This window comes from Roseateles oligotrophus (genome assembly GCF_025717515.1).
GTDB lineage: Bacteria > Pseudomonadota > Gammaproteobacteria > Burkholderiales > Burkholderiaceae_C > Paucibacter_A > Paucibacter_A oligotrophus.
Map to the genome: position 1 here is coordinate 26,473 of NZ_JAJIRN010000002.1, position 20,804 is coordinate 47,276.

The window sequence follows — 20,804 nt, forward strand, 5'->3', positions numbered from 1 at the left end:
GTTCCGTTTAATATATGCACAGGGATAACCCAGGCTAAAAAGGCCAACAGAGGCTTCGACCATGATCGATCCGGCTTCGGCAACGCGACCCGGCGCGCTTGATACCCTTGGTCATCTCGATGTAGAAATCAACCTGCAGCAAGCCCGGGCCCATGTCACTGGCTTTGAGCAGGCTCATTTCACCCAGCACCTGCAAGCGATACGCGCGGCCACCTTGAGCAAGGAGCAGGCGATCGAACTTGATTGCTTGCAGATCATGGCCTTGTCCATGCAGGCCGATGCAAACCCGAATGAATTGCTGCTCAGGGCCCGCGAGTTGCTTGGCATGGGCCAAGCGCGCGCTGCCCTATTGGCCCAAGCGGCTGCTTGGCGTGCGATTCAGTGGGTACAAACCCGCCTGAAGTTGCATCATGCGGCACTTGAAAGCGTCGCCATGGCGGCAGAGCTTTACCAGCGCGGCGGCCATCCGGCGCTGGCCATGCTGATGCAAGTCAGCCGCTGCCCGGTGCTGTTCATGGCCGAGATGTACGCCGAGTTGCGCCAGGCCAGCACCGAACTGCTGCAAGAAGAAGCCGCCACGCTGTCGCCCGCCACACACCAATTGCTGCTCAATAACAAGGCCTCGGCGGCCTATTACCTGGCCAATGAGGAAAGCAATGCCTTGTTGGCCAAGACCTATTGGCAGGAATGCCTGAGCACCCATCAACAAGGTCTGCTGTTCACCCAGCAACATGGCTTGGCTTATGCCGAGCTGGTGGCGCATTTGAACCTGGCCGTCGTCAACGCCACCTTGGGCCGGGCGGCGGACTGCCGCATGCATCTGCGTTTGCTGCATGAGCAATGCCAGGGCCAGCCCATGCAAGCATCTTGGCTGCTCTGGGAGCGCGTCAGCAAAGTGCTTGTGCAATGTCATGAAGGTCAGCGCGAGCAGGCTTGGCATGCCTTGCTGGCACTGGATGCCGAACTGATCAATGGCCCGCCGCATAGCAGCGGCCACCGCGATGCCACCTTGCAGGCCATGCGCGTATTCGGCGAGCGTTGGGGCTATCTGGACCAAGCATTGCGCGCCAGCCTGATGCAACTCAAACAAGAGCGCAGCCGCAAACGTGAACTGGCGCGCGCCTTGGGTGAAACAGTCAACGCGGTGATCGAGCGGCCAAGGCTGCTGCAGGAAAACGAGCAATTGGCCCAGCACGGCAGTGAGCTCGAGATCTCATTGGCGCAACGCAATCAAGAGCTCAGCGCGGCCTTGGCCAAGGTGCAGGCCGAAGCCAGCGTACGGGCTGCGGCCGAGGCCGCCTTGCAGCAAGCCCATGATGAGTTGGAGCAGCGTGTGCGCCAACGCACGGACGAGTTAGGCCAAGCCATGCGCGCCTTGATGCAGCAGGAAAAGCAGCTCGCTTTGAGCCGTATGCTGGCGGGCATGGCGCATGAGATGAACACGCCACTGGGCAATGCGCGCATGGCGGCCAGCTCCATCCAGGAGCGCAGCCAGGAGTTGGCAAGCCAGGCGGCCCAAGGCAGTTTGAAACGCAGTCAGTTGCAAGAGCTATTGGCGGGGCTGAGCGAAGGCGGCGCCTTGATGGACCGGGCGTTGGAGCGAGTCAGTGATCTGGTGCTGCGCTTCAAGGCGCTGGATCAACCCAGCAGTTCAGAATCCCGCAGTGACTTCAACTTGGTAGGGCTGATTGAGGGCCTGAGTGCTAACTGGCAAAACCAGCTGAAACAGCGCGGTGCAACGCTTCAACTTGAAATACCGCGAGCCTTGACATTGCGCGGCCATCCGCATGCACTCATTCAGGTGCTGCAACAGCTGTTTGAAAACAGCCTGCACCATGGTCTGGCCGGGCGTAGCGACGGCCTCATGCGGCTGGCCGTGCGCGTCGATGGCCAGCAATTGACTCTGCAATGGCAGGACGATGGTTGCGGCATCCCGGCCGACCATCTGCCGCGTGTGTTTGAACCCTTCTTCTCAAGCCGCCTCGGCCAAGACGGCGCCGGCCTGGGCTTGGCCATGGTGCACAGCCTGGTCGTCGACTTGATGGGCGGGCAAATCAATGTGATCAGCCCCGCGCCACTTTTGAGTCGAATCGGCGGCACCCGGTTTGAACTGAAGCTGCCCATATAAGCTCTGAATAGGCGACGCAAGCTGGCCTCCAGGAGCCGAAATCGATCAGTCGAAAGTCAAAGTCTTGACGCCTTCGCTGGTCCCCAACAAGCACACATTGGCGCGGTTGCGCGCGAACACGCCCACCGTCACCACGCCCGGCCATTGATTGACATTGGCCTCAAACGCGCGCGGCTCGGTGATCTGCAGACCGGTCACGTCGAGGATATGGCAGCCGTTATCGGTCACGACGCCGGCACGCAGCGTGGCCACGCCGCCCATTGCCGCGAAGCGCCGCGCGATCTGCGCGGCGGCCATCGGGATCACCTCGACGGGCAAGGGGAACTTACCCAGCGCCTGCACCAGCTTTGATTCATCGGCGATGCAGATAAAGCGCTCGGCCAGGTCGGCGACGATCTTCTCGCGCGTCAGCGCCGCGCCGCCACCCTTGATCATGTGGCCGCCATGGTCGATCTCGTCGGCGCCGTCGATATAGACGCCCAGGCCCTGCACCTCGGCCGCGTCCAGCACCGGAATGCCCAAGCCCTTCATGCGCTCGGTCGAACGCACCGAGCTGGACACCGCGCCGGCCACCTTGATGCCGCTGGCGGCCAGCGCATCGATAAATTTGTCGACCGTGGAGCCGGTGCCGACACCGACGATGCTGCCCGCCTCGACATAGTGGAGAGCGGCTTGGCCGACCAGGGTTTTGAGTTCGTCTTGGGTCATGCTGTTTGAAGAATTAGGGCTGAAAAGGCAAGGCGTCGATTATCGGCCATGCCCAAGCGATGGCCCCAGCATCACTTTCGCGCAATAACTGGTTGCAAATACAGCTGTACGCATATACAGTTAAATCACTTCGACGAATTTGCCGGGAGTGATGACAATGATGATGACAAGCAAGAATGGGCGCGCAAGCCTTCTGAAAACTCTGTTGAGCTTGAGCCAAGACCCGCAGTCCTGGATCTCGATGCTGGCGGTTTTGACCTTGCTGGGGGTCGGCAGCGGCGCCCTGGAATCGGCCGACAGGCCCAGTGAACCGAGACCACAGTTCAGCAAGGCATTAAGCCCGGCGCAAAGTCACCCGCCCGCCCCAATGGCCGAGGAGCAAATGGCCAGCCTGGATGCAAGCAAACTCTGAGGGCTTGCATCCACCCCCCATTCACCTTATTCATGCCGAATAGAACTTGCCGTGGAAGCCGTAGGGGACCCAGTACGGCAACCACACCCTGGCCAGCGGCCCGGCGCTGACGGCTTGCGCGTCAAAGACCGAGGCAAACGAGCGACGGGCTTTGCTGTCATAGCCCAGGCCCAGCAGCCAGCCCTCGCCTTCCTTGCGGCTGCCCGGTTTGGGCACCAAGACATGCTCCTCCAGCACCACCTCATTGCCGAAGCAAAAGCGCTCGCGCCGGCCGGACTCGATGTCCAGATGCATCAGGCCATTGAAGCCCGAGCGCAAGCCGGTATCGATGGCGGTCGGATAGTAGACATGGCGGTAGGCTTGCGCGACCACACGCGGGTCCACCACCGGGAATTCAACCGCTTCGTCGCGGGTCTGCACGTCGATGCGACCCTGGCTCAGGCCGGCGCCAGTTCCAGTCCTTGAACCCAATGTGATGCGCATGAAACGCGGCGTCGAATGCTGCGGCTCTGAGCGCTCGCCCACCATGATCTGGCGCAGTCTTTCATTGACGACGGGCAGAGGCGGCGCCTCGACATAGTCGAGGCGAATCTGCGCGCCATCATCCCAAGCATTGCCAAAGTGGAACACCATCGCCGCCGGCATTTCCAGCACCCATCGGCGGGTGAAATCGGCTTTGTCCACCACCAGCACGCGGGTCGGGTCTGCCCCAAGCCAACGCATGGATCCCAGCATGCTGTCACCACCACGCAAGGCTTGCATGTCCAAGCCGATCGGGGCCAATAAAAACACCAGGTAACGCTGTGAGACCGCGAAGTCATGCACCATCGCCGCGCCAATTGCCGCCCCGTTCACATTCGGGCCGGGCATGGGGAAGACCTCGCTGCGCAAGACCCGACCCTGGGCCGAGATTTGATAGAGCACCATCTGCCCCGATTGCGTGCCAAAGTTCCACACCATGCCGTCCGCCTCCACCTTGGGATGGGCCGAAAACGGCATGCCGGCCAGGTCGTCCGACCAAGCGCGCACGCCTTTGGTGGCCAAGTTTTGAGGATCGAGTTCATAGGCACTGCCACCCTCCCACAGCGCATAAAGCCGGCCATCACCCATCTTCATCACGCTGGTATTGGCGACGTTGACATCATCGGCGGAGCGCACCGGCAACCGCTTGTCTTGATCCGGGAAGCTGGTGCCAAAGGCCGGCAGCAAAAAGCGCCCCGCCTTGGCTTCCGCCCGGAACTTCTTGGTCTGCACAAAGCGCGCCTTGTGCCGCACGCCATCGTCGCCAAAGGTCCAGGCCTGCACCAAGCCATCGCCATCAAACCAATGCTGATAGCGCTCCCCGCCGCGTGCCATCAAGCCGGGGCCGTTGCGGTAGTAGACCCCGCGCAGACCAGCGGGCAGGCGCCCTTCGATGCGCAGGTCTCGCGCATCGAAGGCCTCGGCGCCGGAGAAACCTTGCAAGGGTGCCAACTCGGGCGCCGTCGTCGAGAAGCCAGCGGCGGCTCCCAGCGCCAGTGCTTCTTGCAGCAGGCCGAGATTGCCAATACCGGCCAGACAACTTGCGCCGGCCCTGATCAGATTGCGTCTTAGCATGGTGACTGTGCTCGCGATCAGTTCAGTTGCACGGCGATGCGTGACCCCGGTTTGACTTCAAACACCGCCTTTTCGAATTTGGGCGGGCCAAAGCTTCCGGCCGCATTGTTCGAGAAACCATAGGGCTCTTTGGGCATGCCCATGGCATTGCTGTCCAACTTGCCATTGCCGTTGACGTCATGAAACACGCTCAGCGCCAAGCTACCCTCGGGCAGGTCTTGCAGCTTGATCAGCAGCTTGCCGTCTTTTTGCTGAATGGCCTCGGCCGACCCGCCGGTGATGGCCTTTTTAAGCCAGCTGCCGGCGTCGGTGAACACGCCGACCATCACCCTGCCCTCGGTCTGCGTCAGTCCGCCGACCTCGACCTCCATCTCGACGGCGCGAGCCGGCGCGGCCATTGCCATGGCGCAGGCCAGACCGAGAAAGGTGAGCCGAACGGCGCTGCTGGGCTGCTTGGTTTTCATCCGGAATCCTTGAGAACAGTGAAAGTGACTGAACTCTAAGAACCCGGCGTGGCGCCCGCCAGCGCGAAGCGACGGAGCGCCGGCTTGGCGCGCGAAACGCAAGCAGCCGCCGCGAACGGCGGCGCCTGCCTTGCCGAATCAGCGCCGCCGCTGGCGCACCGCCTCGCCCAAGTCGCGCAGCAATGGCTCAGTCTGACTCCAGCCGAGGCAGGCATCGGTGATGGACACGCCGGGCTTCAGATCGGCCTTGCTCTGGCCCGGGGCCAGGTCTTGCCTGCCAGCCTGCAGATGCGATTCGATCATCACGCCGGTGATGCGCCGGTCACCGGCGGCGATTTGCGCCGCCACATCCTGCCCAACATCGATCTGCCGTTCGAACTTCTTGCTCGAATTGGCGTGCGAAAAGTCCACCATCACCTGCTCGCGCAGGCCAGCCGAGCGCATCGCCTCGCAGGCCGCCGCCACCGAGGCCGCGTCGTAATTCGGCGCCTTGCCACCGCGCAGGATGATGTGGCAATCCGCATTGCCGCGGGTCTCGAAAATCGCCGCCACGCCCATCTTGGTCATGCCGATGAAGGCGTGCGCTGCCGATGCCGCCAAGACCGCATCCGAAGCCACCTTGATGCCGCCATCGGTGCCATTTTTGAAACCCACCGGGCAGCTCAGCCCCGAGGCCAACTGGCGGTGGCTTTGGCTCTCGGTCGTGCGCGCACCGATCGCGCCCCAGGCGATCAAATCGCTGATGTATTGCGGCGACAGCAAATCCAAAAACTCGGTGCCCGCCGGCAGGCCCAGCGCGGTCACGTCCAACAGCAATTGGCGCGCCAGCCGCAGGCCCTCATTCATATGGAAGCTGCCGTCCAGGCGCGGGTCATTGATATAACCCTTCCATCCCACGGTGGTGCGCGGCTTCTCAAAGTAGACCCGCATGACGATCAACAGGTCTCGCGCCAACTCGTCGCTCAGGCCCTTGAGCAGGCGGGCGTAGTCCATCGCTTGATCGTGGTCATGTATCGAGCAAGGCCCGACCACCACCAGCAAGCGGTCGTCACGCCCATGCAAGATGGCGCTGATATCTTCCCGCGCTTTCTCCACCAACTCGAGCGAAGCATCAGGCAGCGGCAACTCATCCAGCAGCAAGGCGGGCGAAATCAAGGGCCGCACCGCGCCGATGCGGGTGTCGTCGGTGCGGGTGGTGTCGCGGGTCTCATCACGCGAGCCTACTTCGCGATCTTGGGTCGGGTTATCCAGAGCGTTCATCTACAAGTTCCTTCAGTTACCTTGATTATCTACGCGGGCCCATAGGGGATGCGACCGAAGCGCAATGCGACAATTCAGCCATGCCTCTGATCCCCTACGCCCTCACCCGCCCATTCCTCTTTGGCCTCGACCCCGAGCATGCGCATGAGCTGACTCTGGCCGCCATCGCCAAGCTGCAAAACACGCCGGCGCAATGCCTGTGGTCACAAGCCCGCGTGCAAGACCCATTGCTATTGGCCGGTCTGAAGTTCCCCAACCGCATCGGCCTCGCCGCCGGCCTGGACAAGAACGGTCGCTGCATCGACGGCCTCGGCGCCATGGGCTTTGGCTTCATCGAAGTCGGCACCGTCACACCCAAGGGCCAGCCGGGCAATGACAAGCCGCGCATGTTTCGCTTGCCCGAAGCGCAGGCCTTGATCAACCGCCTGGGCTTCAACAACGAAGGTCTGGCGAGTTTTCTGGCCAATGTGCAGCGCGCTCGAACGTTTCGCGCGGCCGGTGGTCTGGTCGGTTTGAACATCGGCAAAAACGCCGCCACGCCGATCGAAAACGCCGCCGATGACTACTTGATCGGTCTGGAAGGCGTGTTCCCCCATGCTGATTACGTTACCGTCAACATCTCCAGCCCTAACACCAAGAATTTACGGGCTTTGCAGAGCGATGAGGCCTTGGATGCCTTGCTGTCCACCTTGCAGGAAAAGAAGCTGAAGCTTGAAGCCGCCGCCAAACGGCGCGTGCCGATGTTCGTCAAAATCGCGCCCGATTTGGACGAAGCTCAAGTCGCGGTGATCGCGCAAACGCTGCGGAACAATGGCATCGACGGCGTCATTGCCACCAACACAACGATCTCGCGCGAAGCGGTCAAGGGCATGGCCCATGCCGACGAAACCGGCGGCCTGTCCGGCCGGCCGGTGTTTGAGGCCAGCAACCGGGTGATCCGCCTATTGCGGGCGGCGCTGGGCAGCAACTACCCCATCATTGGGGTTGGCGGCGTGCTGAGTGGCGCCGATGCAGTCGCCAAGCTGCAAGCCGGCGCCGATGTAGTGCAAATCTATACCGGCTTGATTTACAAAGGCCCGGCCCTGGTCAGCGAATGCGCGGCCGCCATGGCTCGAATCTGAGCCCAAATGGAGTCGGCGCCATGGCCATTGAAATCGAACGCAAATTCCTCGTCATCGGCGATGCCTGGAAGCAAGGCGCCGGCGAATTCATCAGCCAAGGCTATTTGAGCCGTGATCCCTGCCGCACCGTGCGGGTTCGAGTCAAAGGCGCCGAGGCTTGGTTGACCATCAAGGGTCAAAGCGTCGGGGCCAGCCGCGCCGAGTTCGAATATGCAATTCCGCTCGCGGATGCGGAGCAGCTACTGACCTTGTGCGAGGGGCCGCTGGTTGAAAAGATCCGCCGCATCGTCCCGCATGCCGGGATGGACTGGGAAGTGGATGAGTTCCTGGGCGACAACGCTGGCCTGGTGGTGGCGGAGATTGAGCTGGAGTCCGCCGAGCAGCACTTTGAGCCGCCGCCTTGGTTGGGCCAAGAAGTCACCGAAGACGTGCGCTACTTCAACTCACAGTTGGCAATGTGGCCGTTTGTTACTTGGTAGGTCAGTCACTTGGTAGGTCAAGGCGCCTGCACCTGCCTTGCTCTGCCCGTACAGAAGCGCCTTTACAAGGCGATCAAAACCGAAAATCGTCGCTGCAAAGTAATAGGGCCTAGAAGCTTTCGCTTCTAGGCCCTTGATTTACTTGGGGTGGCTGATGGGGCTCGAACCCACGACAACAGGAATCACAATCCTGGACTCTACCAACTGAGCTACAACCACCGCAGAGCTTAAGATTATAGAACGACTTTTACTGAAAAAGCAAGCGGTCTATGAAATTTCCTTTTAATTACACACCCAGCCTAGGCACAGGACTTGCCCTTCACTGCCGGACGATGAATCGAGTTACCTCAAATCAACTCAACGCGTGGCAGCCGAGGCGGCCGAGGAAGCCGCCTTCAAGGTGACTTTGAAGCGGGTCTTCATCGCTTCAAAGAACGCATCTGACTCGACTGCATTCCACGCTTGTGCGTACTGCTGCGCAGCCCTTTTGGTGTCAACCACGGCCGGGTCACGCGGCAAGACCTTAGAAAGGCTGGCAACCACAAACACCCCATCGCCGGCATCCACACCGACAAAGCTTGGCAGCTTGCTTGCATCGGCAGCAAGAATGCCGTCCAGCACCTTGCGTGGCAATTCGCGTGGCTGCGCGCGCGAGACAACAACAGCAGCGCTCATACCGGCCACATCGCCGTCTTTCTTGAGTGCGGCCAGCCTCGCCTCACCGGCCTTGACCGCCTCAGCGATCGCCAGCTTACGCACCAGTTGCGCTCGCACTTGCACCTTCACATCGGCCAGCGCTTGCAAATGCGAAGGGTTGTGCTGCACAACACGCGCTGCAACCAACTGATTTGCGCCGGTCTCAACCGCCTCGGTATTGCGCTTGTTGCGCAAGGATTCATTGCCAAACAAGGCATCAAGCAATTTGGCCGAGGCCAATGGGCCGGTCGCACCGGGCGCCGGATTGCGCTGCACGGTGGCAGTCGAAATTGCCAGCTTGAACTTGTCGGCGGCCGGCTGAAGGCTGTCGGACTGCTCGTAAACCATATTGCTGAACTGCTCTGCCATTTCAGAGAAACGCTTTTGCGCCAACTGTTTGCGCACATCGGCTTCAATTTCAGCCCGGACCGACTCAAAAGTCTTCTTGTCGCCGCCACGAATACCGGTCAACTGAATCACATGGAAGCCGAAATCGGACTCCACAATATTGCTGATCTCGCCTTTTTTCAAAGCGTATGCCGCATCTTCGAACGGTTTGACCATTGCACCCCGGCCGAAAAAGTCGAGATCGCCACCGTTCGGAGCCGAGCCTTCATCTTGGGAGTTCTTCTTCGCCAAGTCGCCGAAGGCGTTCGGAGTCTTGCGAGCCTGCGCCAACATGTCCTCGGCCAGCGCCTTGGCCTTGGCACGTTCGGCCGCCGAGGCACCCTTCTCGGATTTGATCAAGATGTGACTGGCCCGGCGCTCTTCGGCGACAGAAAAACGCGACGCGTTTTCGTCAAAGTATTTGCGCAAATCATCTTCATTGACACTGACACCAGCCTTCAAGGCCTCCAGGTCCAAAACCAAGTATTGAATCTGGGCGCTTTCAGCCATTTGGAACTGCGCAGCATTGAGCGGGTCTTTGTAGAAAGCCTCAATCTGAGCGTCACTCGGCTCGATGCGGGCAGCGAAGTCTTTTGCCTCAAAGCGCTGTAATTGCACTTCGCGCTGCTGCAACAAGGCATCAAACGCGACGACCGCGTTCGCTTCGGCAGACACCGTCGTACCCGTCACACCGGCGGCCACCTGACGCAGCGTCAGGTCTTGCCGCAAACGCTCAACGAACATTTGCGAACTCATGCCTTGAGCTGCAATCACGCTTTTATTGATAGAGCCATCGGCATTGCGCAAGAAGGCGAACTGAGGGTCGTTCAGAAACATCGATTGCAAGCGCTCGTCGGACACCACCAGATGTTGCTTCTCGGCGGCTGCCTGCATCACGCGCTCGCGCACCAAGCCGTCCAGCGATTCACGCCGCACTTCGGGCGAATCCAGCAGTTTGGCATCCAGATTGGGCATTTGGCGGCGCATGCGCTCCACCTGATCGCGGTGCGCGGCGTCGGCCTCGGCTTGGGTGATCTTGCGGCCATTCACCGTCGCCACCCCAGAATTTGATCCATCCATGAAACTGGTATAGCCTTGCATGCCCACCAGAGCAAAGGACGGCAAGATCAGAATCAGCAAAATGAACTGAAACAGGCGCGTGTGCTTACGGACGAATTCAAACATCTAAAACCTCAGACATGCAGACACGACAAAGGCGAACCGGGGTTCGCCTTTGCGGGGGATGGCACTCTAGCCACAGCCCACGCCCAAAATAATCTGGGCCAAGGGCAATTTTGGTGGGTGCTGACGGGCTCGAACCGCCGACCTGCGCCGTGTAAAGGCGATGCTCTACCAACTGAGCTAAGCACCCGGATTAACCGGTATTAAATAAAAAACTACGCGTTCAATTTAACGCGTCTTTGAGCGCTTTACCTGGACGGAACTTTGGCACCTTGGCCGACTTGATTTTGATCGCGTCGCCGGTACGTGGGTTACGACCGGCGCGCGCTGCACGCTTGGTCACACTGAACGTGCCGAAGCCTACCAGAGAAACCGAACCATTCTTCTTCAGCGTGGTCTTGACGCCACCGATCAGCGCTTCCAGAGCACGGCCTGCCGCAGCCTTGGAAATATCGGCCTGAGTGGCAATGTGCTCGATCAGTTCGGACTTGTTCACTTAATTACCTCTCAAAAGGCTTGGCACTCACGCAAAAATCGATCCTGAGAATCGACATCGCTTACAGCCAGACCGCTGGTCGTAGCGCCATTCAAATTTCTCGAGGAAGCGCATTCTAAGCGCATTTTCGAGCCTCGCAGAACAAGTAAATGCAAGCCCCAAAAAGTCGGCAAAGACTCGCAATTCAGAGGCCGAGCAAGGCCACTTTATTGCCTTACCTGGCCTTGGCTCGAATCTCCGGCAAAGCCTTTTTGAGGTAATAGACCATCGACCATATGGTCAGCAAGACAGCCACATACATCATCCAAGCCCCCCAGAGCCGCGTGTGCAACAGGCCGAATAGAGTGCCGTCAAAAAGCAGGAAAGGAATCGCGATCATCTGCACGGTGGTTTTCAACTTCCCCACCATATGAACCGCCACGCTGCCCGATGCGCCGATTTGCGCCATCCACTCGCGCAAGGCCGAAATCGCCAACTCCCGGCCAATAATGACAAGCGCCACGAGCGCATTGACACGGCCAAGTTCAAGCAAGACCAAGAGCGCCGCACAAACAAGGATCTTGTCAGCGACCGGATCCAAAAATGCACCGAAGGCCGAAGTCTGATTCAGCTTGCGCGCCAGATAGCCGTCGAGCCAATCCGTTAGCGCCACCAACACGAACAGAACCGTCGCGAACAGGTTTTGGGTTTCTTTCGCCAGGTCCAGGTAAAACACCCCAACGATCAAGGGGATGGCTACGATGCGAGCCCAGGTGAAGAGTGTTGGCAGAGTCAGAAACATGCGGAGATTGTGCCCGGCAAAGTGCTACTCCTTCACCCCTCACAAGAACTATGTGGCATTAATGTCGCAAGCCCGCCCAGGCATGGGGTCAATCGAGCGTGCGCGGCTTGAATCGGCGCTCGTCATTGAAGAGAAACGTCTCAGTGAATTTCCATGGCGCCGGCAGGCGAGAAAGATCACCGAACGGCGCGGCGCGGTGCACGGCGTCGATGGCCAATTGAACCGTGCCGGGCTCTTGCCTGGGCCGGCGCAGCACGACGATGCGCTTGATGGAACCATCGCGGTTCAAGTCCACCTCAAGAACCGGGATGGCCAGCAAAATCTCAGGCACCGCGCCCATATAGCTTTGCTGAGGATTTGCGGCGACCAAGCGATGTGCGGCCTGCACGCGCAACTCGTCATGGGTGCGAGGTGACTTTGGGGGCGCCAGGGTGGCTGCGGTTTCCTGCCCCGCACCCGAGGGTGAAGGTTTCGCCGGCTGTGGCTTGATTTGCTCACCGGCGGCAGGCAAATTTGCGCTCGTGGTCGCTGCCGCGACCCCGGGCGCCGGTGTTCGCGGGCTGTCGGAGCAACCCGTCATCAAGACCAGCAAGCCCAAACCGGCAACGGCCATCAAGGGTCTGGCGCATGAACTCAGCGCGGTGTTGTGACGCAATGTTTTCAAATTGATTCGATCAGTGCAAGACACGGTAAATCTCCTCCGCCAATTCCTTTGAAATACCCTTGACGGTGGCGATCTCATCCACGCTCGCCTCGGTGACGCCTCGCACGCCACCGAAACGCTGCAACAACTGCGCACGCTTCTTGGGGCCAATGCCGTCGATATCCTCCAGGCGCGAACCGCCGGTGCGTACCGCCGCTCGCTTGGCGCGCATGCCGGTGATGGCGAATCGATGGGCCTCATCGCGAATCTGCGCCACCAGCATCAAGGCGGCCGAGTCACGACCCAGATAGACCTTGGGCCGACCATCGGCAAACACCAATTCTTCCAGGCCGACCTTGCGGCCTTCGCCCTTCTCTACCCCGACGATCAAACTCAAGTCCAAGCCCAATTCCTCGAACACTTCCCTGGCCATCGAAACCTGGCCCCGCCCGCCGTCCACCAGCACCAAGTCCGGCAGCCTTGCATTGCCCATTTGCGCCGCCTCCGCCATCTTGCTGTAACGGCGCGTCAAGACCTGGCGCATCGCCGCATAGTCATCACCGCCGGTGATTCCGTCGATGTTGTAACGCCGATATTGAGCGCTCTGCATTTGATGGCCCTCGAACACCACGCATGAGGCCACCGTGGCCTCTCCCGCCGTGTGACTGATATCGAAACACTCGATCTTGAAGGCATCCACATCCTGCACCGAGAGGTCCAAGGCATCGACCAGCGCCCGCGTACGCGCCTGCTGCGAGCCTTCCTCCGAGAGCAGGCGGGCAAGCGCCAGTTCCGCGCCCTTGATGCACATTTCCTGCCAGATCCGCCGCTGCGCGCGCGGCTGAGCCTGCGTCGTCACCTTGTAGCCGGCCTGCTCCGTTAAAACGGCGCACAGCGACTCGTCGACCGCTTCGCTAAGCACGATCAGCGACGGCACATGAGCCTCCAGATAATGCTGAGCCATAAAGGCCTCAAGCACCAAGCGTTCGGGTGACACGCTGTCGGTCTGCTCCTCTTCGGACAGCAAGACGGCGGTCGCCTCCTCAACATGCTTGGGGAAGAAGGCCCGGTCCCCCAGATGACGCCCACCGCGCACCATGGCCAGATTCACGCAGGCCCGCCCGCCCTGTACCTTGGCGGCCAGGATATCGACATCGCGGTCGCGCCCGGTGGCGCTGTTTTCGTCCACCGATTGCTGTTGCAAGACCCGCGCCAGGGCAGAAATCTGATTACGCACCTCGGCCGCCGACTCAAACTGCAGCGCGTCGGCAAAGGCCATCATCTGCGCCTGCAGGCCGTCCATCACCTCCTGGGTTTCGCCCAGCAAAAAGCGCTCGGCATTGCTGACATTGCGGGCATAGCCGCCATTGCCGTCGTTTTGCAGGTCGGGCACACAAGGCCCCGAACAGCGGCGAATTTGATAGAGCAGACAAGGCCGACTGCGGTTATTGAAGACGGTGTCCTCGCAGGTTCGCAGCTTGAATACTTTTTGAATCAGCTGAATCGACTCCTTGACCGCCCAGGCGCTCGGGAAGGGCCCGAAGTAGCGATGACGCCGATCCACCGCGCCACGGTAATAGCTGAGCCTGGGGAACTCATGCGCACTGAGCTTCAGATAGGGGTAGCTCTTGTCATCGCGGAACAAGATATTGAACTTGGGGTTCAAGGTCTTGATCAGATTGTTTTCCAGCAGCAAGGCTTCCGATTCGGTCCGCACCACGGTGGTTTCCAGCCGGGCAATGCGGGCCACCATCAGGCCGATGCGGGTGCCGCCGTGGTCCTTCTGAAAGTAGCTGGAGACGCGCTTCTTCAGGTGCTTGGCCTTGCCCACGTAAAGCACCTGCCCCTGCACGTCAAAGTAGCGATAAACGCCCGGCAAACCCGGCAAGGCCGCCACCTCAAGCAGCAGGCGCGCGCGTCCATCGCTGGCGGCTTGCTCAACCTCCACAACGCGCTGCGCCTCGGCGGCCTCGACCAGTTTGCGTTCAGCCGTCCATTGCGCCTGCTGTTGGGCGCCGAGTTCGGCGGCGGTCGCGTCGTCATCATTCGTAGGGGAGACATCGGGCTCTTGCATGGTGCGGGATTGTGCCGCCTCCTGCCAACATCGCGCCGCCAAACCGCAGCCGATAATTCCGCCATGGGACTCATCTGGGACATTTTTTGCCGCGTCATCGACAACTTTGGCGACATTGGCGTCAGTTCGCGGCTCGCCCGCGACTTGGCCGATCGCGGCGAGACGGTCAGGCTTTGGCTCGATGACACCAGCGCCTTGCAATGGATGGCCGGCGCCGGCATGCCGCCCGGCATCAGCGTAAGGTACTGGGACGAGAGCTTGAGCGAGGCGCAGGCCGGAGATGTGGTGATCGAGACCTTCGGTTGCGAGTTGCCCCAGCCTTTCCTGGGCCGCATGGCGCAGCGCAGCATGCCGCCGCTTTGGCTCAATCTCGAATACCTCAGCGCCGAGCCCTATGTCGAACGCAGCCACGGGCTAGCCTCACCGCAATTCACGGGTGCCGGGCGGGGGCTGCGCAAGCAATTTTTCTATCCCGGCTTCAGTGCACGCACCGGCGGCCTGTTGCGTGAGCCCGGCCTGCTGGTCGAGCAAGCCGGCTTTGATGCTTGTGCCTGGCTGGCCGCTCGGCAACTCGAGCGCCAAGCCGGCGAGCTCATTGTCAGTCTGTTTGCCTACGCCAACCCAGCCTTGCCGGACTTGCTGGCCGAATTGGCCAAAGAACCGACCCTGCTCTTGGTCTGCCCCGGCGCCGCCCAAGCACAAATGCTCGACTTGCAGCGCCGACAAGAACTGCCGACGGGCCACTTGCGCTGGCATGCGCTGCCCTATCTGAGCCAGGCCGATTACGACCGCCTGCTCTGGACCTGCGACCTCAACTTTGTCCGTGGAGAGGATTCTTTTGTGCGCGCCCAATGGGCCGGCAAGCCCTTTGCCTGGCAAATCTATTTTCAAACCGATGGCGCGCATACCCCCAAGCTGGAGGCCTTCATGGACTTGTATCTGGCCGGCAGCGAGGCAAGCCTGGCCGAACAAACCCGCGCGCTTTGGCGAGGCTGGAATGGCCTGCAGGCCTGGAGCGGCGTAATGCCTGACCTGGAAGCAGCCCGGGGCCGGGCCATCAAATGGCGTGAACATTTGACGACCCAACAGGACTTGGTCAGCCAACTCCTGACCCTCGCACACAAATCAAGCTAAAATCAGCGGCTTTGCTGCGCCACTGGAAACCTCTTGGGTAAACCTCTTGGGGGATCGATGGTGTGAGCAGGCACCGAGACACCTTGATTTGGACGGACCCTCTGCATTGAATGTCTGCTCCGGTTTGAGAGATTTCCGCCTTGAAACAGGGGCAACCATGACTTCAAGCGAAACGCTCAAGCCAGCATTTCGATCCGATATTTCGAACTTAGGCTGCCTCAAACATTCCTCTCCCTCATCGGAACACTCATGAAGATTGCACAAGAATTTCGCGCCGGTAACGTGATCATGCACGGCAAGGACCCCATGGTCGTGCTGAAGACCGAGTACAGCCGCGGCGGCCGCAATGCAGCCACCGTGCGCATGAAGCTCAAGAGCCTGCTGAACAGCTCGGGCACCGAAGTGGTGTTCAAGGCCGACGACAAGCTCGACCAGGTCATGCTGGAAAAGAAGGACTGCACCTACACCTACTTCGCTGACCCGATGTATGTGTTCATGGACCAGGACTACAACCAATTCGAGGTCGAGGCCGAGAACATGGGCGACGCGATCCAGTATCTGGAAGACGCGATGCCGGTGGAAGTCGTGTTCTATGACGGCAAGGCCATTTCGGTTGAAGTGCCTACCTCGGTGGTGCGCGAAGTCGTTTGGACCGAGCCCGCCGTCAAGGGCGACACATCGGGCAAGGTCTTGAAGCCTGCCAAGCTGGCCACCGGCTTCGAAATCCCGGTGCCAATCTTTGTTGCTCAAGGCGACAAGATCGAAATCGACACCCGTACGCACGAGTACCGCAAGCGCGTCTAAAGCCGCTAGCGCTCAATTCGAGCGCACAGCGTTGACGCAAAAGAAAAGGCACCTTCGGGTGCCTTTTTGCATGGCGTCAGGCTTAGCTGGGGCGGTAGCCGCGATCCTTGGCCAGCCAGACCTCGTGATGGCCGGCGCCGGCCGGGATCATCGGGAAGCAGTTTTCCTCGGCCGCCACCACCACATCAAGAAAAAACGGCCCATCGGCGGCCAGGCATTCGGCCAAGGCGGCATCCAGATCCTCACGCCGCTCTACCCTTGCCGCCTGCCAGCCAAAGGCCTTGGCCAGCGCCACAAAGTCCGGCAGCGCCTCGGTATAGCTGTGGCTGTAGCGGCCACCGTGGATCAGCTCCTGCCACTGCCGCACCATGCCCATGCGGCCGTTATTGCACAGCACCAACTTGACCTGCGTACGGTGCTGGATCGCGGTCGACAGCTCCTGAATATTCATCAGCACCGAGGCATCGCCGCTGACGCAGACGACCAGCTTGTCTGGATGCGCGATCTGCGCGCCGATCGCGGCCGGCAGGCCATAGCCCATGGTGCCGGCGCCACCCGAGGTCAGCCAGCGCCCCGGGCCTTCAATCTTCAGGTGTTGGGCGGCCCACATCTGATGTTGACCGACATCGGTCGCGACCACGGCGTCACGCCCAGCTATGGCCGATTGCAGCCGGACCATCAAGGCCTGGGGCAAGATCCGACCCTCAGCCGCATCCTCGAAGCTCAAGGACTTCTCCGCACGCCAACGCTCGATGCGCTGCCACCAATCGCTCAGGTCCACGGCAAGACAGGCACGCTCGGCCCATAGACGCTCCAAGGCCAAGAGGCTGGCCGTGCAGTCACCCAGCAGACCGACTTCCGTGCGCACCACCTTGCCAATCGAGCGCGCATCAATATCCAGGTGAATGACCTTCGCATGCGGGCAAAAACTATCCAGGCGCCCGGTCACCCGGTCATCAAAACGCGCCCCGACGCAGACGATCAGGTCCGCCTCATGCATGGCCAGATTGGCCTCCAAAGTGCCGTGCATACCCAGCATGCCGAGGAACTGCGGGTCCGAGGCTGGGAAGGCGCCCAAACCCAGCAGCGTCAGCGTACAAGGCGCGCGGCTCAGGTGGACCAAGCGCTTGAAGGAGGCGCACGCCAAGGCGCCTGCATTGATCAAGCCGCCACCGCCATAAAAGATCGGCCGCTTGGCTTGGCTCAGCAGATCAATCGCCCGATTCAAGGACTCGGCATTGCAAGCCGGCTTGAGCGCCACGATGTCGGCCTCGCCCTCTGCGCCTAGCTGACTCGTGCTGGGCGCCAACTGGAGATCTTTCGGAAAGTCCACCAAGACCGGCCCGGGCCGCCCGCCAGCCGCGCAGGCATGAGCCTGCATCACCACCGCCGCCACCTCGGCGGCGGCGCGGATCTGCACATTCCATTTGGTCACCGGCTTGGAAATTCCCAGCGCATCGCATTCCTGAAAAGCATCGGTCCCGATGGCGCCGGTGGCCACCTGTCCGCTGATGCAAAGCACGGGAATCGAGTCGCACAAGGCATCGAGCAAGCCGGTCGTGGTGTTGCTCATGCCCGGACCCGAGGTCACAAACACCACGCCGACCCGGCCGGTGCTGCGCGCATAACCTTCGGCCGCATGGACAGCGGCCTGCTCATGACGCACCAGCACATGGCGCAATCTCGGCTCGGCGTGCAGCGCGTCATAGAGCGGCAGCACCGCGCCGCCTGGATAGCCGAAGACGGTATCGACCCCCAGACTCAAAAGCGTGGCAATCAGCGCCTGAGCACCATTGAGTTGAACTTGGGGCCGCAGCGCTGCAGCGGCCGATGAATGGAGGGATTTTTCGGGCATGGGCTTCATGTCAGCACTGTGCCAAAACTTGAGCAGCAAAGGCTGCCGAATTTCCTCAGAAATTCACTCGATTAAGCAAAATTTTCTGCCAAGCTAGAATTTACCAGCATGAAACTGGATAAATTCGATTTTTCCATTCTGGCTGCCTTGCAGCAGGATGCCCGCATGAGCTTGGCCGACCTGAGCCAAACGGTCGGCCTGACCAGTTCACCCTGCTGGAGCCGGATCAAACGGATGGAAGAAGCCGGCGTGATCGAGGGCTATTCGGTGCGCGTCAACGCCGCCAAGATAGGCTTGGCCGACACCGTCATCGTGCAGGTCACACTGGACAACCATTCGGACGAGGCCTTGTTCGAATTTGGCCAGGCCTTGGAGCAAATTCCAGAGGTGCTGGAGGCCTTTTTGGTCTCGGGCGACTATGACTATTACGTCCGCATTGCCGTCGCCGACACGCGCGATTACGAGCGCTTGTTGCGCGAGCGCCTGTACAAGATACCGGGCATACGCCACAGCAAATCAAGCTTCGTTTTGCGACAACTGAAGCAAAGTCAGCTACCGCTGAGGCGCTGAAGCTCGGAGGCGCCAAGAAGTACTCAGTGAACCTTGTGCGCGCTCTTGGCTTTGACCTTGCCGTGGCCGCTCTTGGCCTTCACTTTGCCCGACTTCTTCGCATGCTTGCCGCGCTTGGTGGCAAGTTTCAAGCTCTTTGACTTCTTTGTCGAAGCCTTGGCCGCAGGAACCGAATAGCGCTGCTGTTGCATCTGCGTCGTGCCGGCTTGGCTTGGCAGCGATTGAGCCAAGGCCAGGCTGGAAACAAAACCGCACAGGGCCAGAGCAATGATTTTCCTCATGGAATAACTTTCAAGAAGCGAGACAAAAAAACAAACAAAACTCGCGGCAACTCGGTGGCCCGCGAACTCGAATCTAGACAAACACACCTTCACGCAACCATTTGGTTGCGACCCATTTTTCACCCTCGCGCACCGGCGCTCCGCCATGCAGGCTTTGGGTCTGTGGATGCGGCCTGTCATAGCTGAAGAAGACCGCATTACCCTTGATCGGAGACACATCAAGTTTAATGTCCGGGAAGATTGTCGCGCCGCCGGCCGCCGGCGTATTGAGGTACATCACGAGCGTGGCAACGCGCTGCCCGCCGCGCTTGAGAATCGCCGCCGCGCCATCCATTTCGGGGTCGAAATAGTCATAGTGCGGCAGATACTCCGCACCGGGGCGGTAACGCAGCACCTGCAGACCCTCGCCATGATCGATCGGCCAATTCAGGAACTCGGCCAGACGCGACTCCACCTTGCGGATCAACTCGCTTTCGCCGCGCTCAAAAAACATACCATCGCTGGTCCGCGCCGGATTGATCTCGCTACCGCCCTCGCTGCTAGCGACCGTCTCCGAGCGAGCCAAGCGCGCGCTCGCCGCAGCAACCATCGCATCGCATTCCTCATCGGACAAAAGACCGCCCAGCACGACAATGCGCGGCTGACTCAAGGTCAGCAAAACCTTCACCTCGCGCCCATCAATCCACAAGGTGGGCCGACCGCCACTGAGGTCAGGCTCCGGAACGCGGCTGGCCACCTGCACCGCAGCGTCGGACCCATCGCCGACGGGCTCATCCAGCGCCCGCAAGGCCACCGATTCCTGCCAGCCGCTGCTCTTCATCGCGGCCAAGACCTGCTCGCGTGTAAAGCCTTGGCCGAGCTGCTCCCGGATCCATTCCCGCAACTCGGGGCTGATGCTTTGTTGTTGATGGCCACTCATAGGCTTGACGATTCCAGTTTGCGCCTGAACACCAAACGCCCCGGCTCAGACAGATCAGCCTGGTAGGCATAACCCTCCGCCGCAAAACCATGCAGACCCGCCGGCGTATCGATCCGCTCGGTGATGGCGTAACGGGCCATCAGGCCGCGCGCGCGTTTGGCAAAAAAACTGATGATTTTGTACTGCCCGTTTTTCCAATCTTCGAATACGCATTCGATCACGCGCGGCTGCAGGCCGGGGCGATCGACGGCCCGGAAGTACTCCTGCGAGGCCAGATTGACGATCACCGGCACCTGCGCGGCTGTCGCCCGCGCGTTCAGATGCCGAGTCAGTCGCTCGCCCCAGAATTTATATAGATTGGCACCGGCAGGGTTGGCCAAGCGGCTACCCATTTCAAGCCGATAGGGTTGAATCAAGTCCAAGGGCCGCAACACGCCGTAAAGCCCCGACAAAATTGCCAGGTGCTCTTGCGCCCACTGCAACTGCGCGGTGCTCAGCGTCGGGGCCGACAAGCCCTCGTAGACATCGCCGTTAAAGGCCAAGACCGCCGGCTTGCTGTTGCTATGGGTAAAGCTTGGCTTCCAAGCGCTGAAGCGCGCCACATTCAGCTCGGCCAGCGGCACCGACAAGCTCATCATGGCCGCAATATCGGCCGGCGTCTTCGGTTTGAGCAGCTTGATCAACTCACTGGACTGGGGCACAAACTGCGGTTGACTGGCCAGGTCCAGCAGCGCTGGCGGCGTTGGGGTGTCGTAGTCGAGTGACTTGGCGGGGGAGAGCAAATAAAGCATGGGCGCGATTGTCGCCGCCCTTT

General features: G+C 60.5%; 20 protein-coding genes and 2 tRNA genes. 7 read left to right on the plus strand and 15 right to left on the minus strand.

The features are described from left to right. Positions 1 to 61: 61 nt before the first annotated feature. Positions 62 to 2,128, plus strand: a complete 2,067-nt coding sequence (locus LNV07_RS03440; RefSeq protein WP_263569786.1) for a sensor histidine kinase — start codon at positions 62 to 64, stop codon at positions 2,126 to 2,128. Positions 2,129 to 2,173: 45 nt separating this feature from the next. Here LNV07_RS03440 and rpiA read toward each other — a convergent pair whose 3' ends face one another. After that, entirely contained in the window at positions 2,174 to 2,836 is a 663-nt protein-coding gene (gene rpiA, locus LNV07_RS03445; protein WP_263569787.1) for a ribose-5-phosphate isomerase RpiA, read from the minus strand. 157 nt (positions 2,837 to 2,993) lie between these two features. Here rpiA and LNV07_RS03450 point away from each other — a divergent pair, with 157 nt between their 5' ends. Continuing rightward, the gene (locus tag LNV07_RS03450; RefSeq protein WP_263569788.1) at positions 2,994 to 3,248 is read left to right on the plus strand and encodes a hypothetical protein; all 255 of its coding nucleotides are present in this window, start codon (positions 2,994 to 2,996) and stop codon (positions 3,246 to 3,248) included. Positions 3,249 to 3,278: 30 nt separating this feature from the next. On the opposite strand, the gene LNV07_RS03455 is transcribed toward LNV07_RS03450, so the two are convergent. From LNV07_RS03455 to LNV07_RS03465, 3 genes are all read right to left on the minus strand, one after another. Next, the gene (locus LNV07_RS03455; RefSeq protein WP_263569789.1) at positions 3,279 to 4,844 is read right to left on the minus strand and encodes a carotenoid oxygenase family protein; all 1,566 of its coding nucleotides are present in this window, start codon (positions 4,842 to 4,844) and stop codon (positions 3,279 to 3,281) included. 17 nt (positions 4,845 to 4,861) lie between these two features. Next, positions 4,862 to 5,308 carry a DUF2141 domain-containing protein gene (locus LNV07_RS03460; RefSeq protein WP_263569790.1) on the minus strand — a complete coding sequence of 149 codons (447 nt, stop codon included), beginning with the start codon at positions 5,306 to 5,308 and terminating at the stop codon, positions 4,862 to 4,864. A gap of 138 nt (positions 5,309 to 5,446) precedes the next feature. Then, complete coding sequence (locus LNV07_RS03465; protein ID WP_263569791.1) at positions 5,447 to 6,568, minus strand: 3-deoxy-7-phosphoheptulonate synthase; 1,122 nt, start codon at positions 6,566 to 6,568, stop codon at positions 5,447 to 5,449. Between the two features lie 80 nt (positions 6,569 to 6,648). Here LNV07_RS03465 and LNV07_RS03470 point away from each other — a divergent pair, with 80 nt between their 5' ends. Both LNV07_RS03470 and LNV07_RS03475 read left to right on the plus strand, forming a co-directional pair. After that, positions 6,649 to 7,689 (plus strand): quinone-dependent dihydroorotate dehydrogenase, encoded by a 1,041-nt coding sequence (locus tag LNV07_RS03470; RefSeq protein WP_263569792.1) that lies wholly within the window; start codon positions 6,649 to 6,651, stop codon positions 7,687 to 7,689. Between the two features lie 20 nt (positions 7,690 to 7,709). Next, complete coding sequence (locus LNV07_RS03475) at positions 7,710 to 8,168, plus strand: CYTH domain-containing protein (RefSeq protein ID WP_263569793.1); 459 nt, start codon at positions 7,710 to 7,712, stop codon at positions 8,166 to 8,168. A gap of 143 nt (positions 8,169 to 8,311) precedes the next feature. Here LNV07_RS03475 and LNV07_RS03480 read toward each other — a convergent pair. The 7 genes from LNV07_RS03480 to uvrC form a co-directional block, all read right to left on the minus strand. Beyond that, positions 8,312 to 8,387: transfer RNA gene (locus LNV07_RS03480), tRNA-His, on the minus strand. Positions 8,388 to 8,525: 138 nt separating this feature from the next. After that, positions 8,526 to 10,436, minus strand: a complete 1,911-nt coding sequence (locus tag LNV07_RS03485; RefSeq protein ID WP_263569794.1) for a SurA N-terminal domain-containing protein — start codon at positions 10,434 to 10,436, stop codon at positions 8,526 to 8,528. 111 nt (positions 10,437 to 10,547) lie between these two features. Next, a tRNA-Val gene (locus tag LNV07_RS03490) sits at positions 10,548 to 10,623 on the minus strand. 33 nt (positions 10,624 to 10,656) lie between these two features. Beyond that, on the minus strand, positions 10,657 to 10,929 hold the full coding sequence (locus LNV07_RS03495) for an HU family DNA-binding protein (protein WP_263569795.1): 273 nt from the start codon (positions 10,927 to 10,929) through the stop codon (positions 10,657 to 10,659). 214 nt (positions 10,930 to 11,143) lie between these two features. Beyond that, entirely contained in the window at positions 11,144 to 11,710 is a 567-nt protein-coding gene (pgsA, locus tag LNV07_RS03500; protein ID WP_263569796.1) for a CDP-diacylglycerol--glycerol-3-phosphate 3-phosphatidyltransferase, read from the minus strand. A gap of 88 nt (positions 11,711 to 11,798) precedes the next feature. After that, on the minus strand, positions 11,799 to 12,374 hold the full coding sequence (locus tag LNV07_RS03505) for a hypothetical protein (protein ID WP_263569797.1): 576 nt from the start codon (positions 12,372 to 12,374) through the stop codon (positions 11,799 to 11,801). A 10-nt stretch (positions 12,375 to 12,384) separates the two neighbouring features. Further along, entirely contained in the window at positions 12,385 to 14,427 is a 2,043-nt protein-coding gene (gene uvrC / locus LNV07_RS03510) for an excinuclease ABC subunit UvrC (protein ID WP_263569798.1), read from the minus strand. A 63-nt stretch (positions 14,428 to 14,490) separates the two neighbouring features. Between uvrC and earP the strand changes: the two genes are divergently transcribed. Both earP and efp read left to right on the plus strand, forming a co-directional pair. Then, positions 14,491 to 15,561, plus strand: a complete 1,071-nt coding sequence (earP, locus tag LNV07_RS03515; protein WP_263569799.1) for an elongation factor P maturation arginine rhamnosyltransferase EarP — start codon at positions 14,491 to 14,493, stop codon at positions 15,559 to 15,561. 249 nt (positions 15,562 to 15,810) lie between these two features. Next, complete coding sequence (gene efp, locus LNV07_RS03520) at positions 15,811 to 16,365, plus strand: elongation factor P (RefSeq protein WP_263569800.1); 555 nt, start codon at positions 15,811 to 15,813, stop codon at positions 16,363 to 16,365. Positions 16,366 to 16,447: 82 nt separating this feature from the next. On the opposite strand, the gene ilvB is transcribed toward efp, so the two are convergent. After that, on the minus strand, positions 16,448 to 18,220 hold the full coding sequence (gene ilvB / locus LNV07_RS03525; protein WP_397545520.1) for a biosynthetic-type acetolactate synthase large subunit: 1,773 nt from the start codon (positions 18,218 to 18,220) through the stop codon (positions 16,448 to 16,450). A 108-nt stretch (positions 18,221 to 18,328) separates the two neighbouring features. Between ilvB and LNV07_RS03530 the strand changes: the two genes are divergently transcribed. Then, positions 18,329 to 18,790, plus strand: a complete 462-nt coding sequence (locus LNV07_RS03530; RefSeq protein ID WP_263569802.1) for an Lrp/AsnC family transcriptional regulator — start codon at positions 18,329 to 18,331, stop codon at positions 18,788 to 18,790. Between the two features lie 23 nt (positions 18,791 to 18,813). Here the strand turns inward: LNV07_RS03530 and LNV07_RS03535 are convergent, their stop codons facing one another. The 3 genes from LNV07_RS03535 to yaaA all read right to left on the minus strand — a co-directional run bounded on the left by LNV07_RS03535 (position 18,814) and on the right by yaaA (position 20,781). After that, positions 18,814 to 19,071: a hypothetical protein gene (locus LNV07_RS03535; protein WP_263569803.1), complete on the minus strand. Its 258-nt coding sequence runs from the start codon at positions 19,069 to 19,071 to the stop codon at positions 18,814 to 18,816. A gap of 73 nt (positions 19,072 to 19,144) precedes the next feature. Then, the gene (locus tag LNV07_RS03540; protein WP_263569804.1) at positions 19,145 to 19,990 is read right to left on the minus strand and encodes a 2OG-Fe(II) oxygenase; all 846 of its coding nucleotides are present in this window, start codon (positions 19,988 to 19,990) and stop codon (positions 19,145 to 19,147) included. Then, on the minus strand, positions 19,987 to 20,781 hold the full coding sequence (gene yaaA, locus LNV07_RS03545; protein ID WP_263569805.1) for a peroxide stress protein YaaA: 795 nt from the start codon (positions 20,779 to 20,781) through the stop codon (positions 19,987 to 19,989). Before yaaA ends, LNV07_RS03540 begins: the two co-directional genes overlap by 4 nt. Positions 20,782 to 20,804 lie beyond the last annotated feature (23 nt).

Bases quoted from the DNA above. Each gene is read 5' to 3' on its own strand.
- LNV07_RS03450 (WP_263569788.1), top strand. From the start codon at position 2,994: ATGATGATGACAAGCAAGAATGGGCGCGCAAGCCTTCTGAAAACTCTG.
- ilvB (WP_397545520.1), bottom strand. From the start codon at position 18,220: ATGCCCGAAAAATCCCTCCATTCATCGGCCGCTGCAGCGCTGCGGCCC.
- LNV07_RS03470 (WP_263569792.1), top strand. From the start codon at position 6,649: ATGCCTCTGATCCCCTACGCCCTCACCCGCCCATTCCTCTTTGGCCTC.
- earP (WP_263569799.1), top strand. From the start codon at position 14,491: ATGGGACTCATCTGGGACATTTTTTGCCGCGTCATCGACAACTTTGGC.
- LNV07_RS03465 (WP_263569791.1), bottom strand. From the start codon at position 6,568: ATGAACGCTCTGGATAACCCGACCCAAGATCGCGAAGTAGGCTCGCGT.
- uvrC (WP_263569798.1), bottom strand. From the start codon at position 14,427: ATGCAAGAGCCCGATGTCTCCCCTACGAATGATGACGACGCGACCGCC.
- pgsA (WP_263569796.1), bottom strand. From the start codon at position 11,710: ATGTTTCTGACTCTGCCAACACTCTTCACCTGGGCTCGCATCGTAGCC.
- LNV07_RS03440 (WP_263569786.1), top strand. From the start codon at position 62: ATGATCGATCCGGCTTCGGCAACGCGACCCGGCGCGCTTGATACCCTT.
- LNV07_RS03455 (WP_263569789.1), bottom strand. From the start codon at position 4,844: ATGCTAAGACGCAATCTGATCAGGGCCGGCGCAAGTTGTCTGGCCGGT.
- LNV07_RS03535 (WP_263569803.1), bottom strand. From the start codon at position 19,071: ATGAGGAAAATCATTGCTCTGGCCCTGTGCGGTTTTGTTTCCAGCCTG.
- efp (WP_263569800.1), top strand. From the start codon at position 15,811: ATGAAGATTGCACAAGAATTTCGCGCCGGTAACGTGATCATGCACGGC.
- LNV07_RS03460 (WP_263569790.1), bottom strand. From the start codon at position 5,308: ATGAAAACCAAGCAGCCCAGCAGCGCCGTTCGGCTCACCTTTCTCGGT.
- LNV07_RS03540 (WP_263569804.1), bottom strand. From the start codon at position 19,990: ATGAGTGGCCATCAACAACAAAGCATCAGCCCCGAGTTGCGGGAATGG.
- yaaA (WP_263569805.1), bottom strand. From the start codon at position 20,781: ATGCTTTATTTGCTCTCCCCCGCCAAGTCACTCGACTACGACACCCCA.
- LNV07_RS03530 (WP_263569802.1), top strand. From the start codon at position 18,329: ATGAAACTGGATAAATTCGATTTTTCCATTCTGGCTGCCTTGCAGCAG.
- LNV07_RS03485 (WP_263569794.1), bottom strand. From the start codon at position 10,436: ATGTTTGAATTCGTCCGTAAGCACACGCGCCTGTTTCAGTTCATTTTG.
- rpiA (WP_263569787.1), bottom strand. From the start codon at position 2,836: ATGACCCAAGACGAACTCAAAACCCTGGTCGGCCAAGCCGCTCTCCAC.
- LNV07_RS03475 (WP_263569793.1), top strand. From the start codon at position 7,710: ATGGCCATTGAAATCGAACGCAAATTCCTCGTCATCGGCGATGCCTGG.